The 15853-nt window shown below is 42.4% G+C and carries 13 protein-coding genes; 11 read left to right on the top strand and 2 right to left on the bottom strand.

What is annotated here, in order from left to right:
• Positions 1–35: 35 nt before the first annotated feature.
• Positions 36–1064, bottom strand: a complete 1029-nt coding sequence (locus GXO74_11460) for a zinc-dependent alcohol dehydrogenase family protein (protein NOZ62290.1) — start codon at positions 1062–1064, stop codon at positions 36–38.
• A 198-nt stretch (positions 1065–1262) separates the two neighbouring features.
• On the opposite strand from GXO74_11460, the gene GXO74_11455 reads away from it, so the two are divergent.
• From GXO74_11455 to GXO74_11430, 6 genes are all read left to right on the top strand, one after another.
• Positions 1263–1460: a hypothetical protein gene (locus GXO74_11455; GenBank protein ID NOZ62289.1), complete on the top strand. Its 198-nt coding sequence runs from the start codon at positions 1263–1265 to the stop codon at positions 1458–1460.
• A gap of 38 nt (positions 1461–1498) precedes the next feature.
• Positions 1499–2650: a C40 family peptidase gene (locus tag GXO74_11450; protein ID NOZ62288.1), complete on the top strand. Its 1152-nt coding sequence runs from the start codon at positions 1499–1501 to the stop codon at positions 2648–2650.
• A 118-nt stretch (positions 2651–2768) separates the two neighbouring features.
• Positions 2769–3911, top strand: a complete 1143-nt coding sequence (locus GXO74_11445) for a dipeptide epimerase (GenBank protein ID NOZ62287.1) — start codon at positions 2769–2771, stop codon at positions 3909–3911.
• Between the two features lie 222 nt (positions 3912–4133).
• Positions 4134–6386, top strand: coding sequence for a PAS domain S-box protein (locus GXO74_11440; protein ID NOZ62286.1), 2253 nt, complete (start codon positions 4134–4136; stop codon positions 6384–6386).
• Positions 6387–6827 carry a hypothetical protein gene (locus tag GXO74_11435; GenBank protein ID NOZ62285.1) on the top strand — a complete coding sequence of 147 codons (441 nt, stop codon included), beginning with the start codon at positions 6387–6389 and terminating at the stop codon, positions 6825–6827. It begins immediately after the preceding gene.
• Positions 6814–8319: a hypothetical protein gene (locus GXO74_11430; GenBank protein NOZ62284.1), complete on the top strand. Its 1506-nt coding sequence runs from the start codon at positions 6814–6816 to the stop codon at positions 8317–8319. The genes GXO74_11435 and GXO74_11430 overlap by 14 nt, the downstream gene beginning before the upstream one ends.
• A 15-nt stretch (positions 8320–8334) precedes the next feature.
• On the opposite strand, the gene GXO74_11425 is transcribed toward GXO74_11430, so the two are convergent.
• A complete protein-coding gene (locus tag GXO74_11425) occupies positions 8335–10080 on the bottom strand; it encodes a hypothetical protein (protein ID NOZ62283.1) in 1746 nt (581 codons plus the stop codon).
• 300 nt (positions 10081–10380) lie between these two features.
• On the opposite strand from GXO74_11425, the gene secD reads away from it, so the two are divergent.
• From secD to GXO74_11400, 5 genes are all read left to right on the top strand, one after another.
• Positions 10381–12450, top strand: coding sequence for a protein translocase subunit SecD (gene secD / locus GXO74_11420; protein NOZ62282.1), 2070 nt, complete (start codon positions 10381–10383; stop codon positions 12448–12450).
• Between the two features lie 54 nt (positions 12451–12504).
• The gene (gene secF / locus GXO74_11415) at positions 12505–13407 is read left to right on the top strand and encodes a protein translocase subunit SecF (protein NOZ62281.1); all 903 of its coding nucleotides are present in this window, start codon (positions 12505–12507) and stop codon (positions 13405–13407) included.
• 71 nt (positions 13408–13478) lie between these two features.
• On the top strand, positions 13479–13817 hold the full coding sequence (locus GXO74_11410; GenBank protein ID NOZ62280.1) for an STAS domain-containing protein: 339 nt from the start codon (positions 13479–13481) through the stop codon (positions 13815–13817).
• 82 nt (positions 13818–13899) lie between these two features.
• Positions 13900–15186: an adenylosuccinate synthase gene (locus GXO74_11405; GenBank protein ID NOZ62279.1), complete on the top strand. Its 1287-nt coding sequence runs from the start codon at positions 13900–13902 to the stop codon at positions 15184–15186.
• Positions 15187–15530: 344 nt separating this feature from the next.
• Positions 15531–15815, top strand: a complete 285-nt coding sequence (locus GXO74_11400) for a co-chaperone GroES (GenBank protein NOZ62278.1) — start codon at positions 15531–15533, stop codon at positions 15813–15815.
• Positions 15816–15853 lie beyond the last annotated feature (38 nt).

Below are 15853 nucleotides of genomic sequence, written 5' to 3'. Positions count from 1 at the left end.
GCGTATTTATGAAAACAAATTTATCCGTTTGCCCGCTATTGCACGACCAATACTTTGGCGCCGCGTATCTTGCGTTCTTTCAATTCAACTAATGCCTGATTTGCTCGTTCCAGCGGGTAGGTTTGAAATTCAGGTTTGATGGGAATTTTCGCCGCGAGCTCCAAAAATTCCGAAACATCCTGCCGCGTCACATTGGCGACGCTTTTGATTTCTTTCTCCATCCACAGGTGCTCGGGGTAGTCCAATTGCAATAAATAATTTTGGTCGATATTTTCTTTGCGAATGGCATTGATGACTAATCTCCCGCCGGGTTTCAGATTTTTCATCGCTTCCACTACCGGCTTCCAGACCGGCGTGGTGTCGATGATGCAATTCAAATTTTCCGGAGCGGTGTCAGTCGTATTCCCTGCCCAGACAGCGCCTAATTCATGAGCAAATTTGCGCTCTTTTTCGCTACGGGCAAAAACATAAATTCTGGAATTCGGAAATTGGAAGCGAACCATTTTCAGCACGAGATGCGCTGAAGCGCCAAATCCCGTGAGCCCTAAATTTTGGCCATCTTTTAAGCCGGTTAATCTGATCGACCGATAGCCGATTGCTCCGGCGCACAAAAGAGGCGCCGCTTCGGCGTCGCTGAAAATTTTCGGAATGGGGTAGGCAAATTTTTCCGGAACGACCATGTATTCCGCGTATCCGCCATTGGCGTCGCGTCCCGTCGCCAAAAAGTCCGGACATAAATTTTCCTGTCCGCTGCGGCAAAATTCGCACTCTCCGCACGCCGAAAAAATCCACGCCACGCCAACGCGGTCGCCTGATTTGAAGCGTGCGGCATTTTTTCCAAAATTTACCACGCGTCCCACGACCTGGTGGCCTGGAATCATGGGATAATTCGGTGGCGGAGTCCTCCCCTCGATTTCGTCCAATTCTGTGTGGCAGACGCCGCAGGTGGAGACTTTAATCAAAATTTCCTTTTCCGCAGGTTCAGGAATGGGAACATCTCTCAGAGTCAGAGGCTCTTTGTCCTGACGAAGATCGATAACTTTTTCCATAAACAATGCCTTCATCGCTGCACCTCTTTGATTAGTCAAGTAAAATTTTCGGATGGACGCTGTGAGTGTTATAAGATAATAAGAAAATTTTTGGTCATTGTCAATAGGTTTTGCCAGATGAAAAAAATTCCTTGAATATTTGAAATGAATTAGTTAATTTAACAAACAAGCTGATGTGAGAGAAATTTTCTTGTGGAAAAAATGGAGGTGCCAATGGAGTGTAAAAATTATCAGAAAAATTTGAGTGGTTGCAATTGTACCTATGAACCTTGCAGCAGAAAAGGCTATTGCTGCGAATGTCTGGCGTATCATCGTCGGCTCGGAGAACTGCCTGCGTGTTATTTTTCTGATGATGTCGAAAGAACTTACGACCGTTCCATTGAACGATTCATTTCTCTCCATCTGTCGTAAAAGTGAATTTTTTCATTCAAAAAACAGCAGGGGTTTTTATGATTAAAAAATTATTTAGAAAATATTTTCCGGCGTTATTGACAATTGCAGTCATTAGCCTTTTAATTTTCTCTTGCCAGGCGAATCGGGAATTGCCAAATGAAGTGACTCAAGTGATCGAGCAAGTAAAGCAGAAAGCTGCGCCTGACAGACGCGTCACAGTTTTTTCCGTGGACGGCTATCGCTCCGGGAAAAAAATTATTCTGCGCGGAGAATTGTTATCGCCTCAGGCAAAGAAGGATTTGCTCGATGGAGTTCGCGCTCAAACAAAACTTACAGTTGTGGACAGTTTGACTGTTTTGCCGGATATTTCTTTGGGGGCAGATACTTGCGGCGTGATCCGCGTGAGTGTCGCCCAGGTGCGCCGCCGGCCTGACGTAAACCAGGAAATTATCACTCAGGGACTGCTGGGAACGGAAGTGCGCCTGCTCAAAAAAAGAGACGGCTGGTATTATTTGCAGTTGGAAGATCAGTACCTCGGCTGGGTGATGCGAAAATCCGTTGCGGTGGGAAATATCGAATTTTTGAATGACTGGAAAGATAGAGAAAAATTAGTCGTCAAACAAAATTACGGACAGGTCTGGGAAAATCCTGCCGCGAAAAACTCGTTTCCGATTTGCGATGTCGTATTGGGCAATCGGCTGGGTTTTGTCAGCAAAAAAGGCGGCTATTTTCGGATTGAACTTGCCGACGGCAGAACCGGATTTGTCGTGCCCGAGTTGGTCGAATTTGAGAAAAAATTAAACGCGAGAGAAGCGCCCGGTGCGAACGATTTAATTCGGACGGCGAAACAATTCATGGGTATTCCCTATTTTTGGGGCGGAAAATCAACCAAGGGCTTTGATTGCTCGGGATTCACGCAGACGATTTACAAATGGAACGGAATTCAATTGCCGCGCGATGCAAATATGCAAGTGAAAATTGGGACGGGAATTCCCATTGATGATTCACTGAGTCAAGTGAAGCCCGGTGATTTATTATTTTTCGGCAGCGCAAAAGATCACATCACCCATGTCGCCATGTATTTGGGGGGCGGAAGATTCATTCACTCGGATGGTCTGGTGCACATCAATAGTTTGTTTCCCCAGCACGATGATTACAGTGATTATCGCAAAAAACATTTTCAGGCAGCGCGGCGAATTTTAAAATAATCAGGTTTCGAGGTTTGGGCGGAAGGAAAAAATCAGCAACTCTGTACTATGAACTTTGAACGATAAACTTTGATTTTTGAACCACAAAAAATAAACCAAAACAAGAAGGGAAATTCCCATGCGAATGAGTCGAAAAGAGTTTTTGCGGACGAGCGGAAAAGCCATTGCTGGCATTAGCTTGCTGGGCACTGGTGCCGCCTCTTTCTCTCAAATTGCAGGATGCCAAAGAACCAATGGAGGAGCCATGCTTGAGTACAAAATTAGAGATTTGAATCTGGTACACACGTGGACCATTTCACGAAATTCATCAGACGTAAAACACAATGTTTTTGTGAAATATACCCAAGATGGCGTCAGCGGCATCGGCGAAGCGGCGCCGAACGTTCGCTACAATGAAACGGCGGAGAGCACTGTCGAGGTCATCAAAAAAGCCAAACCAATTGTTGAAAAGGCGGATCCCTGGAAATTTGTGGATCTGGGCTATCAAGTCCGCGATTTAGTGGAAGAACAAACCGCTGCCAAATGCGCTATTGACATTGCCATCATGGACTGGGTGACGAAAAAATTAGGCGTGCCGCTGTATCAATATTTAGGTCTCGACAAATCCAAAACTCCGCTCACCACATTCAGCATCGGTATCGACAAGCCAGCGGTGATGCAGCAAAAAATCCGCGAGGCCGAAAAATATCCGATTTTGAAAATCAAAGTCGGAAAAAAGAACGACCCGGAGATCATGGCTGCGGTCAGGGAAGTGACGGACAAGCCACTGCGTGTGGACGCTAACGAAGGCTGGAAAACAAAAGAAGAAGCGTTGGAAAGAATTAAATGGCTGGAAACTCACGGCGTAGAATTTATCGAACAGCCCCTGCCGGCAGAAATGTTAGAAGAAACCCGCTGGCTGCGCGAACGGATAAATATTCCGATAATCGCAGACGAGGCAGTAAAATCCGCGCACGACATTCCCAAATTAGCCACAGCGTACGACGGCATCAACATTAAACTCATGAAAAGCGGCGGTATTCAGGAAGCTTTGCGCATGATCTGGATGGCGCGCAGTCTGGGCATGAAAATAATGCTCGGCTGCATGATCGAAAGCAGCGTCGCCATCGCCGCAGCAGCACACCTCAGTCCGCTTGTCGACTACGCCGATCTGGACGGAAATTTGCTCATTAAGAATGATCCGTTTCATGCGGTGGATGTTGTCCAGGGGAAGCTGATTCTACCGGATAGGCCTGGATTGGGGATAGAAGGGGAGTTTTAAATCTGAATTTTGATGATAAAGTGAAATAAAAAGCAATCGCAAGCCAGTATTTTTTGCGGTTGCTTTTTTTATTTGTTAAAACGACTTAAATTTATGGGGCCGAAATGAAAACAAGGAAATTTTTTGTTAATTTTAGATTTTTCTTGACAATACGGGATGTTTTTTGTATAATATAACAAAATTATCATTGCCTCTCAAAAATTGCGAAAGTGGTGAGTAACCATGGTTTGCAAAAGATCCCTCAGGACAATCCTTTCAGATTTTTTTCAAAACTTAAAATCAATATTTTTTGGAGATTTCAAATATGTTCTCAGGAAAGCAGGCCCTTATTTACCCATTGGTATCTATCTGGTCGATGAAGAAGGATATTTTCAATATTGTAATGAAGTTTGCCGGGAGATACTTGGGATATCGTGTGATGAAAAAGTGGATAATTTGAGTATTAGAAATTTTTATCTTTTTCCTGAAAGGCGCGATGAATTACTAGAGAAACTAAAACAGAAGGGAGGTTTTTTACAGAAGCAGCCAATTCAATTTAAAAAGCGCCAAAATGATACAATTATTACTGTGGAGGATTGCTGCCGCGTGCATCAGGGGAGGTTTGGGAAAAAATATTATGTCGGCAGCTTGACGGATATCACTGAGGAATCGCATTATAGAGAGATGTTTGATGATTTGCCTTCCGGAGTTTTTCGGGTTAATAATGATCATAAGTTCGTAACTGTAAATAGAGCAGTGGCAAAGATTTTTGGCTTTGAGGATCCTGATCAGTTAATTAGACGCGATGTACGGGAGTTTTGGAAAAATAAACAGAAGTATAATCAGTATTTGGAGCTTGTAAATAAAGAGAAACAAGTAATCAATTTTCATGCGCGCATGACGCGTCGCGACAGGAAAAATATACATATTTCAATAAATGCAAAATTGTGGATCGGCGAAGACGGAAAAGTGTTGGGCAGAGAAGGGACGTTTACGGATGTTACAAATGAAATTAAGTATTCTCAAAGTTTTGAAAAATTTTCTATCGGATATTACGAAGTGCATTACGAAGACGGAAAACATACTATTGTGAAATGCAATGATACCTACGCGAAAATGCATGGTTACCATTCACGTGAGGATGTGATAGGCCAAGACATCATGAAATTTCATGCCGATCCTACGCAAAAAGAAATTTTTTTAAAAACGCTGAGAAATGCTGAAATAAGTGGTGGGAATATAGTAAATAATATCCGGCTTAAAGCGAAAAAAAAAGACGGCACAGCTTTTTGGGTTCAAGTTGACTTTTCAATTGAAAGAGATGCTGCAGAGCGCGTTATAGGCAGGCAGGGAATTGTTGTGGATATTGATGAGAGAATGAAGCTACAGGAGGAGGTAAACAAAAAGGAAGTGGCGTTATCGAAGACACTGAGAGATATGGATAGGTTTGTTCATCAATATATTGCCCCATTAATGAGTGTCGATAGTACAGCACAAACATTATTTGAAATATTAGAACATCGATTAAGATTTTCAATAGATAAAATCAATGCATTTGAAATTGATCATTCAACTACCTGGAAGCTAATTGAGAAATTAGAAGTCTTATTAGAAAAAATTGAACAAGAGGAAAGAAAGAAAGACTTCGTGCGCGAAGTACATGGTTTGAAACAAAAATTAGTCTTTGGGAAGCAACAATATTTGCAGTCTGATTTATCAGAATTGTTAATCCGAGAAATAATTTTTGATATGTTAAAATTAGCAAATCGATTGGAAAGAAATTTTGCGAAATTGGATAATCGTGAATTTCAAGAGGAACTCAACGAGATCAGGCAGGAAATTAAAGAGATTTATGATACCTACATTATGCAATTGCTCAGAAGAATCTTGAATAGCACTAAAATAACGAATAATGTCATCGAATCTTTAAGGCGATATCTCTTTTCCGGCGAAGAGGCTGAGTTCGAATTTACAAAGACCAACATCATTAATATCATAAAAGAAAATATCGCCATGTATTTCAATCTTGCCAAGCAAAAAGGTTTAACCATCGTGCCGCCAAAGCAAAATTATGTCATGATAGAAATATCAGTGCCCCACGTAGATCGCATGTTATCTAATCTTATTCAAAATGCTATTAAATACTCCTATCATCGAAAAGGCGGGTTTGTTGATATTCGTTTATTTGAACAAAGAAACCTCGTGATAATAGAAATTGTAAATTATGGTGTACCCGTGGAGAGAGAAGAAATAGATAGGTTGTTTGAATTTGGCTATCGAGGAAAACATTCATTCGACTGGAATCGCACCGGATCCGGAATTGGGCTTGCCGACGCCAAAAAGACAGTGGAAAAACATGGCGGAGATATCCATATAAAAAGCGAGCCTATGGATAAAGGTGAATCTATGGGAATAGGCCCGAGAAAAGGAAGGAAAAAGCCCCCGTATTTAACAACAGTAACAGTCATTTTGCCAAAACGAAGGGAGAAAAAATAAATGGCAAGAATTTTATGGATAGAAGACGAAGCAAAAGATCAGCTTATTGAATATGTTGCACCGCTGCTTCGCGCCGGTCATTTTGTGGAGTTAGTCGGTGATGCCTCAGAGGCTTATCAGCGATTAAATGAAGCACGTTTTGATGTCATCATCTTTGATTTGTTGATCGGAATCGGAGATGATTTTGTGGCAGACACTGACTACCCAGGATTGGATTTGTTAATAAAGCTTTTTCGAGATGATTCGAAGGCGCCAAGAATCGACAAAAATCGGGTCATTGTTTTTACTGTTGTGACAAATCCAAACATTATTGATGAGATCAAAAATTTAGGGATTCAGAATATCAAAACAAAGCAGCAGATGCATCGGACCATGCTTATGCGATTTGTCGAAGAAGTGCTTGCCAAGAACAGTCATGGGGAAATTTATGAAAGCAAATGACAATCAATGGAAAGATATCGTTTGTGAAACGTTAGCGAATTTATTCGTTCTTATGTTTGCTTTTTTGTTTGCTCTTTTTACCTGGGAAAGTCTTGGCTCAGATCGCACAGTAAATCATAATCTGGCGGATATTTTGGCAGAGATACTTGGATTGATTTTTATTCTTCCTCAAGTTGTCATACAATTAACTATCACTCCCCAGCAAAAAGATTTAAAAACAATTTTTAAAAGTTTTATTTCATGGTATTTGTCATTTTATATTGTGGCCATTGTTTTTTTATCTTATGATTTTGTTTATGATTGGATTGATGAGAAATGGGCTGACATAATCTGTATAGCGATTTTTATTAGTGCTTTGTTACAAATCGCACCTTACCTTTATTTTTTTATTAAAAAACATTCGACTTCCAGCAAGATAAAGAAGTTAAAACAGAGAATTTTAAAGCGAGCAAAAAGATTAGCTACATGTGCAGAGAAAACTCCCGACGAAAATAAAGTGAGAAAATTAAGGAAAGTTTTAATCGCAGATATTGATAGTTTGGGAGAATATATTTCTCTGCAAGGGAATGAAAACGAGGAAATTGTAAGTCTTGGCGCTGAAGTTCTTGTAACTTTGATAAAAAAATTGCATGAATTTGAAAACAAAGAGATTGATATTTTTTTGTTATATGTGATAGATGGTATTGGAGAAGTAGGGGCCAGTATCAAAAAAGAAGGAAATTCAGAAATTATATTGGAGTCGTTGAAAGAAACAGCTCTCTACATTATTGAAGGAAATTGTCCTCCGGAAAGGATGACCAAGTTTGTGCTTCCAATGATAGTGAAAATCGCCGATATTTCCCTAACTAACGCTGGCAGATTGTCTGAAATGACAATCTTAAAAAGTATCAAAGCGTTAGATGAAATTTCAAAAACTGGGCTAAGGCACAGACCACCCAAAGAAATAGAATACCATAATATAGTTGTTCAAATTACTCGATTCGGAATGTTTTCCATGGCGAGAAACTATACTTATGCGACAAATGCCGTATTTAATTGCCTGAATCAAATGTCGCAATTGTCATTTAGATTCCTGCCTCAAAAAAGTTCGCCCATTCTGAAAATTTCCGATGCTATGGCAGATCTGGGAAAATTTGCTACTCAAAAAAGGAATGAGACTTATGTTTTTGAAACCTTTAATAGCCTTGAACAAATTATAATCGAAGTAAAAAATAGACCTGAATTTGAGTTGGATTATTGTATCGCGTGTTTTATGCAGTTGGGTGGCGCAGTATTTCAAAACATGCCTCTTTTAGAAGAATGGCTATGCAGAAAAATGAAAAGTCTTGAGAGAAATGCAAATATTAAATTGAGTGACTTTTTCGAATCGTCAGAAAGAATTATTTCGGACAAGAGCGAAGTGGAAAGACGCTGGTTTCTCGATTTTCTCGACTTCCTCAAAGACTGCCTCGGCATTTCTGATGACGAACAACCTGAAGAGGAGGTAGAATAAAATCCAATTTGCTGTTTATTTTTTCGCCGATTTTGCCACAACAACAGCCTCGCGTATTTTTTTCACCACACCTTTTTGATAATGAATCGCCTCTAACAACACAATGTAAATCCCCACCCGGCAAATATGCCCAAAATTATCCCGTCCGTCCCAGATGAGCGAATTTGACGTCGCGCTGGGTTGGTTGTCCGTAAGTGTGCGAATCAAGCGGCCGCGGGAGTCGAAGATGGAGATTTTTACGCGGGAGAGGTTGAACGGTAAATTGTATTGAATGATGGTCACGTCGTCTCTGCCGTCGTTGTCGGGGGAAAAAGGATTCGGCGAAATTGAAAGCGTCGCCTGTCCCGGGAGTTTGGAGACAAAGACGCTGTTTTGCTTTCCCGGCGTGGCGCCAGCTAAAGCGACGCAACCGGCCCAGTTGCTGCTGTCTTGCGAAGAAATGTCGGGATTGATGCGTTCCAATGAAACGCCGGTTTTGTCGCTCCACTCAGGAAGGAAATTGACATGGTCGATGATGTTGTTGTTGGGATCGAAAAGGAAGATCGCGTCGCCGGAGTTGTTCAGCCCCGGGAAATTTTTGGGGACAATGATATTTCCGTCTGATAAATTGAATTCCGAAATAACCGCTGAATCGGCTGCGATCAGGGCAAAAGATAGCGATGGAATTTCAAAATTTTCATCTGCCAAAATTGATCGTTGGCCGGAATCTGCGTCTGAAAAACACCACTCTTGCAAATTTATCGGAAAATCCTGGCGATTATAAATTTCAAACCACTCGCTATTGCCGCTGTACGGCGCGTACATGATTTCGTTAATGACAACATCTGCCGCGGAAAAGTTAATTGCGATGCGGCTGAAAAGGGTGTCGTTGGCGGGATTGTCATCTGCTGCCTCTACGGCGCAGGCAAGTTCAAATGCGCCGGAGCGATCGAGTGAAAACTGCAATGGAATCTGCAAGGAGTCGTTCGGCGCAAGCGGCTCGGAAAAGTTTTCGCTGGCGGCATATTTTTCTTGTTCCGAAAAGTGGTTGTCGAAGTTTATGTCTACAAAAAGTGAAACGCGGAAATTAGCAACAGGGTTTACACCGAGATTTTTTGCTAAGACCGTCGCGGCAATTTGCTGATTTCTGTCCGGTTTTTGGGGTGAAAATGATATTGATGAAATCGCCAGGTCGTAATTTTGCGGTGTGGCACTATTTCGAAATCCTGGCGTGCCGTTCAATGCCAGACTGTTCGCCCAGTTTGCCGGAGAGTTGTCGTTGTTCATTTGAATTTTTTCGTCGGAGTGGCCTGGTTCGTTGTCCAGGGAATAGGTGTATTGTGCGACGGTGTCGCCGGCGCTATTGATGAGCGTGACTGTTTCCGCCGTAGAATTGGATAATCCGCCTGACCCAAAGGCAGAGTTGTCTATGGTTAAAATTAAGGCATTTTTCGGAACGAGGCTGTCATATTGAGTAGAGGAAGTAAAATAGCCGGGATCAAGAATGAGTCCGAATTGCCCCGGCGCTATTTTTGTGCCGAAGAGATGTTCGATGATGAAGTCGGCAGCGGTGCCGTCGCTGATTTGCCAGCCGGACAGGTCAACGGTGTCCGTCGGACTCGAGTTGTAAATTTCGATGAATTCATTGTAGTATTCGCTGCCGGCAGGATCGAACATGATTTCCGATAAAATGATTTGGCCCAGCGCAAAGGCAGGGGCGACCGACAGGAAAGTGGAAATTAAGAAAAGAGAGATAGCGGAGTGGAAATATTTTTTCCTCATGGAAATTCCCGAAAATGTTTACAACGAGAAAATTATTTTTTCAACAAGTAATATAACAATACTTCAACAATAATCAAGTCAAAAAATTTTGCTTTTCATTTTTTCTTGTTCGGAAATTTTCAGGGTTGGCCGGATAGCAGATGCCAGCCCAAATCAGGTGTCTGACTCTTGAGCTTGCGATAAATTTTTATTGACTTTTAGTCTAAAAAAAACTATATTGTGGGTTCAAAAATTCAGAATTTGTCAGCGAAAACATTGCTCACAAAAAGTTGATATATAATTCACGGGAGGTTTTTTAAAATGAAAAGGAAATTATTGTCGCGTTTCATTTTAATTGCTACATTAGTGCTTTTGGCTCTGTGGCAATTGTATCCGACTTATAATCTTTCTCGCTTAAATAAGCAGTACGATCAAAGTGTTGAGAAACTGCTGACCATGGTCGATTTGTCTAAAAAAGACGTGAAAACCGCTTTGATCGATGAAAATTTAGAGGCATTGGTAGTTGGACATTTGAAAGATAAAGCGACAGAAAAAGAAACGCGTCAATTAGCGGCGAAAATTCAGGAGTTGGATCAGAGAATATTTGAAACTGAAAAAAAATCCATCAAGCGCGGTCTTGATTTACAGGGCGGAACGTATCTGGTTTACGAGATCAATTTCCCGGATTTTTTGAGCAAACTGGCTAAAACCAGCGACGAACAATTTCAGACATTGCTGAAAGAGGTCGATCTGGAATCCAAGCAAAAGGACATGGAATATTTTGACGTGTTGGTTGCGAAGTTTCACGAAAAAAATATTCCGCTCAATCGCTATTTTGGAAAGAAAGGCGATTCCGACAACAAAATTCTCACATTTTTGCGCAAAGAGGCAGAGGATGCAGTGGATCGCAGTCGCGAAGTTTTGGTCAATCGCGTCGATCAATTTGGCGTTTCCGAGCCGACAATCGTCAAGCAGGGGAATCATCGAATTGTTGTTGAGCTTGCCGGCGTGCAAGATGTGAATCGCGCTAAGGCCGTAATCGGAAAAACAGCGCAGTTGGAATTTAAGCTACTTCGCGAACCGGATTACACCAGCTCGATTCTGATGAAGATAGATAAGGTTGTAAAGTCCCGCCGTCTGGGGGCGTTAGATTCGACAAAATTGGCGGAAGTTTTGCAGGCTGATTCGACGGCTCAGGATTCTGCGGCTAAAAAGAAAAAGGTTCGCTCCGAAGCCGAAGTGGATTTGAACGAACTTTTTGGCCAGAATACTCCCGGCCAAGTGAAAAGCGGCGATACGACTCTTTCGGTCGATAAAGATATGTTTGAAGCGAATCCGTTTCTCGCTTTGTTGGGAAATGTGGGCAACATGGTTGCCGCGCCCAAACAGAATATGCGTGCGGTAGATGTTATTTTGAATTACCCGGAAGTGAAAAAAGTTATTCCAAAAGATTCTCAATTTCTCTGGGCAAATAAGCCCGTGAACGTCAAGGGAAAAGAGTGGTATTTTCTTTATTTCGTGAAGAGGAATCCTGAATTAACTGGTGATTATATCGACGATGCTCAGGTTCAAGTCTCCGGCGGAAGCAGTAATCGGATGAGTCGCGCAGGACAGGCGGAAGTACATTTAAGCCTGAATTCCGAGGGAGGAAAGAAATTTGCGCGTATCACCGGCGCCAATGTTGGTAAGTTTTTGGCGATTGTACTGGATAACAAGGTTGCCAGCGCGCCGCGTATCAAAGAAAAAATTCCTTCGGGAACTGCTCGCATTGACGGGCTGGACGATATTCAAGAAGCAAAAGATCTGCAAATCGTGTTGCGAGCTGGCGCTTTACCCGCGCGGTTGGAAAGTATTGAAGAACGCACAGTAGGTCCATCGCTGGGAAAAGATTCCATTCAAAGAGGACAATATTCCGCCTTGATTGGCCTGGCATTGGTCGTTCTTTTTATGATGGTTTATTACAAACTTTCCGGCGCGATTGCTGATGTGGCGTTGGTTTTGAACATCGTTTTTGTGATGGCTGTACTGGCGGCATTTCACGCAACACTGACGCTGCCGGGCGTTGCCGGAATTATTTTGACGATTGGTATGGCGGTTGACGCCAACGTACTTATTTTTGAACGTATTCGAGAAGAGCTGAGGTCGGGGAAAACTATCCGGGCGGCGATTGACGCCGGTTACGGTCGCGCTTTTGTGACAATTTTAGACGCCAATATCACCACGCTGCTCACAGCAGTTGTGTTGTATCAGTTCGGTACCGGCCCCATTCAGGGTTTTGCCGTGACATTGATGATCGGCATTATCGCCAGTATGTTTACCGCTATTATAGTAACGCGGTTTATTTTCGATTACATAACTTCAAAACGCGAATTGAAACAGTTAAGCATCTAAATAGGCTGGTAGAAAGCTGACAGGACAAGTTAAACAAAGTTAAGGAAAAGGGAAATGCAATTCATAAAAGAAACTCATATTGATTTTATCGGAAAGAGAAAAATTGCGATAGCTATTTCATCTCTCCTCATTCTTATTGGTATTGTTTCTCTCATTGTCAGAGGTGGTCCCAAGTATGGCATCGATTTTACCGGTGGTACTTCGCTTCAGGTGCAATTTCAGAAACCGGTGAAAATTAGCCAAGTGCGCAAGATTCTTTCGACGATTGGCGTGGGCAACGCTGAAATCAAAGAATTTGGCGTGGAAAATGAAATTTTGATTCGCATTCAGCAGCAACCGGACATGCAGGACATCTCAGATAAAGTGATTTCTACGCTCAAGGATAACATGTCCGATAATCCGCTTGATTTGCGCATGAAAGAGGCGATAGGCCCTCGAATCGGAAATGAGCTCCGTCGCGCCGCGATCTGGGCGATCTTGATTTCTTTGGCGTTGATTTTAATTTACATTAGTTGGCGCTTCGAGTTCACTTTTGCCGTCGGCGCTGTCGTCGCTTTGTTTCACGATGTGATGATTACGCTGGGTATTTTTTCGTTGCTCAATTTGGAAATTTCTCTGGATGTCGTCGCGGCGTTTCTCACCATCATCGGCTACTCGCTGAATGATACGATTGTGGTTTTTGACAGGATTCGCGAAAACATGAAAACATTGCGAAGGGAAAACATTATTACCATCATGAATGTCAGTATCAATCAAACTCTTAGCCGAACTATTTTGACGTCATTGACCACATTTCTCGTTGTAGTTATATTGTTTTTCTTCGGCGGCGAAGTGATTCATAATTTTTCCTTTGCTCTGGTGGTCGGTGTGATTGTAGGTACCTATTCCTCAGTTTTTATTGCCAGCCCGGTAGTTGTTGAGTGGAAACTGAAAAGAGAAAGAGATAAAAAGAAATAAAGAAATCGCCGATGAAGGCGGAGAATTTTGATGTTTGATTTCTGTCGCTATTTTTAATTGGAGGCTTCACAATGACCCTCAACGAGAAAGAAATTCAGGACGTTGTTGTACTGGAGTTGTCGGGAAAGGTCATGGGAGGGCCGGACGCCAGTGCGTTTCGGCAACGGCTGCATTCGCTGGTAGATGAGCGGAAAACAAAAGTTATCGCCGATCTGAGCGATGTCAGTTGGATGAATAGCTCCGGTCTGGGGATTCTCATCGGCGGCTTGACAACGTTGAAAAATAACGGCGGAGATCTGAAGCTCGTCGGGGTCACCGGAAAAATCGAGAGTCTGCTCATCATCACCAAGTTGATTAAAATTTTTGATTCTTTTAATACAATCGAAGAGGCAGTCTCCAGTTTCGGTTAATGGAAAAATTGAAAGAAGTTACAATAAAAAGGCTCCGAACATTTTTAAGGTTCGGAGTTTTTTGTGAAAAAAAGGACAACTTATGGCCGTTACAGTCATTGTTGGCTGCCAGTGGGGGGACGAAGGCAAAGGGAAAATTGTCGATCTGTTGAGTGAAAAAGCCGATTTTTGCGCTCGTTACCAGGGGGGGGCAAATGCCGGCCATTCCATTGTCGTCGGCGGAAGAAAGATCATTTTGCATTTAATCCCCAGCGGAATTTTGCATCGACAGACAAAATGCGTTATTGGCAATGGGGTCGTGGTTGATCCGGAGACGCTTTGCGAAGAAATAGATTTCTTAAAAAAAAATGGCATCGAAGTTGCCGGCCGGCTATTTGTGAGCTCCTTGGCGCATGTTGTTTTTCCCTATCATAAACTCATCGATCTTCAGTCTGAAGCGCAGAAGTCCGAAGATAAAATCGGTACCACCGGCAGAGGAATTGGTCCCACTTATGCCGACAAATATAATCGCGTCGGAATCCGCCTGAAAGATCTGCTGGATGAAGACCTGCTTTTTCACAAAATCGATTTCAATTTAAAACAAAAAGAGCCGCTTTTTGAAATTTTGGGGATTAAAAAGTCGTTTTCTGGGGAAAAATTATCAGAGCAATATTTCTCCTTCGGCGAAAAGTTAAAACCTTTCATCGCCGACACTTCTGTTTTGCTCAATCAGGCAATTGTGGGAAAAAAGAATATTTTGGCAGAAGGAGCTCAAGGTACCTTATTAGATGTGGATTTTGGCACCTATCCCTTTGTGACGTCGTCAAATCCGATCAGCGGCGCCGCCAGTACCGGACTGGGAATCGGCCCCAATCGAATTGATCGTGTTGTTGGCATTTTGAAGGCGTACACTACTCGCGTGGGTTCAGGTCCCTTCCCAACGGAATTTTCGGAAAATTTTAACGCCCAAATTCAGCAATTGGGCGATGAGTACGGCGCAACCACCGGCAGACCGAGACGCTGTGGCTGGTTCGATGCGCTCATCGCCCGCTACGCCGTGCGTCTCAGCGGCGTTGATTATTTTGCGCTGACAAAATTGGACGTTTTGGATACGCTTGAGGAGATCAAAGTTTGCGTTGGCTATCAGATAAACGGAAATACCGTCACGGAATTTCCGACCAATTTAAGTGATCTGGAAAATGCTATCCCGCAATATGTCACTTTGCCCGGATGGCAGACTTCGACGTCTAATATTCATCGCTACCAAGATTTGCCCCAAAAGGCAAAACACTATATCGAAATGATCGAAGATATTTCCGACGCGAAGATCGGTATTGTGTCTGTAGGGCCGGACAGAAAAGAGACTATTTTTATGGAAAATATTTTTTAATTCCCATGTTTTTGGTCAATAAAAAAAATATTGGTTTTTGGAGTGGCTTTGTCGTTTGTGGGTAGAGCCACTTTTTTTGTGTCAACGGGGGAGAATAAAATAGAAATATAATGAGAATGGATATAAAAGAACATGTCGTGTCAAATTTTAGCGATAGTGAAATACTATTAAAATTTTTTGTGAAAATCGGGACAAACAATCTAAACGCTGCCAATAGAGTGACTTGCAAATTACCTCAAATTTCTTATATTATTGCGCAAAATTAGCACTCTCTCTACAAGGGTGCTAAAAAGTGATTTTAAGTAAATAAAAAATAAAATGATAATTGAGGAGGTGAAGTCAGTATGAACATCAGACCCTTAGCTGATCGCGTTGTTGTTAAACCGGTTGAGCCGGAGGAAAAAGAACAAAGCGGCATTATCATTCCGGATACGGCCAAAGAAAAGCCGATGCAAGGCAAGGTCGTTGCCGTCGGTCCCGGCAGAAAGTCGGAGAACGGCGAAAAGATTGATATGGAAGTGAAAGTCGGAGATATTGTTCTGTACGGCAAGTATTCAGGAACAGAGGTAACTTTAGATGGGGAAGAATATTTGATCATGCGCGAAAGCGATATTTTTGCGATTATGTAAACAGAAAAATGGGTAAATAATAATTTTAGGAGGAGTAA

The sequence above is a fragment of the Calditrichota bacterium genome (genome assembly GCA_013152715.1).
Classification (GTDB): Bacteria; Zhuqueibacterota; Zhuqueibacteria; order Thermofontimicrobiales; family Thermofontimicrobiaceae; genus 4484-87.
Note: the sequence above shows the minus strand (reverse complement) of the source record. Positions and strands in the feature narration are given on the sequence as shown.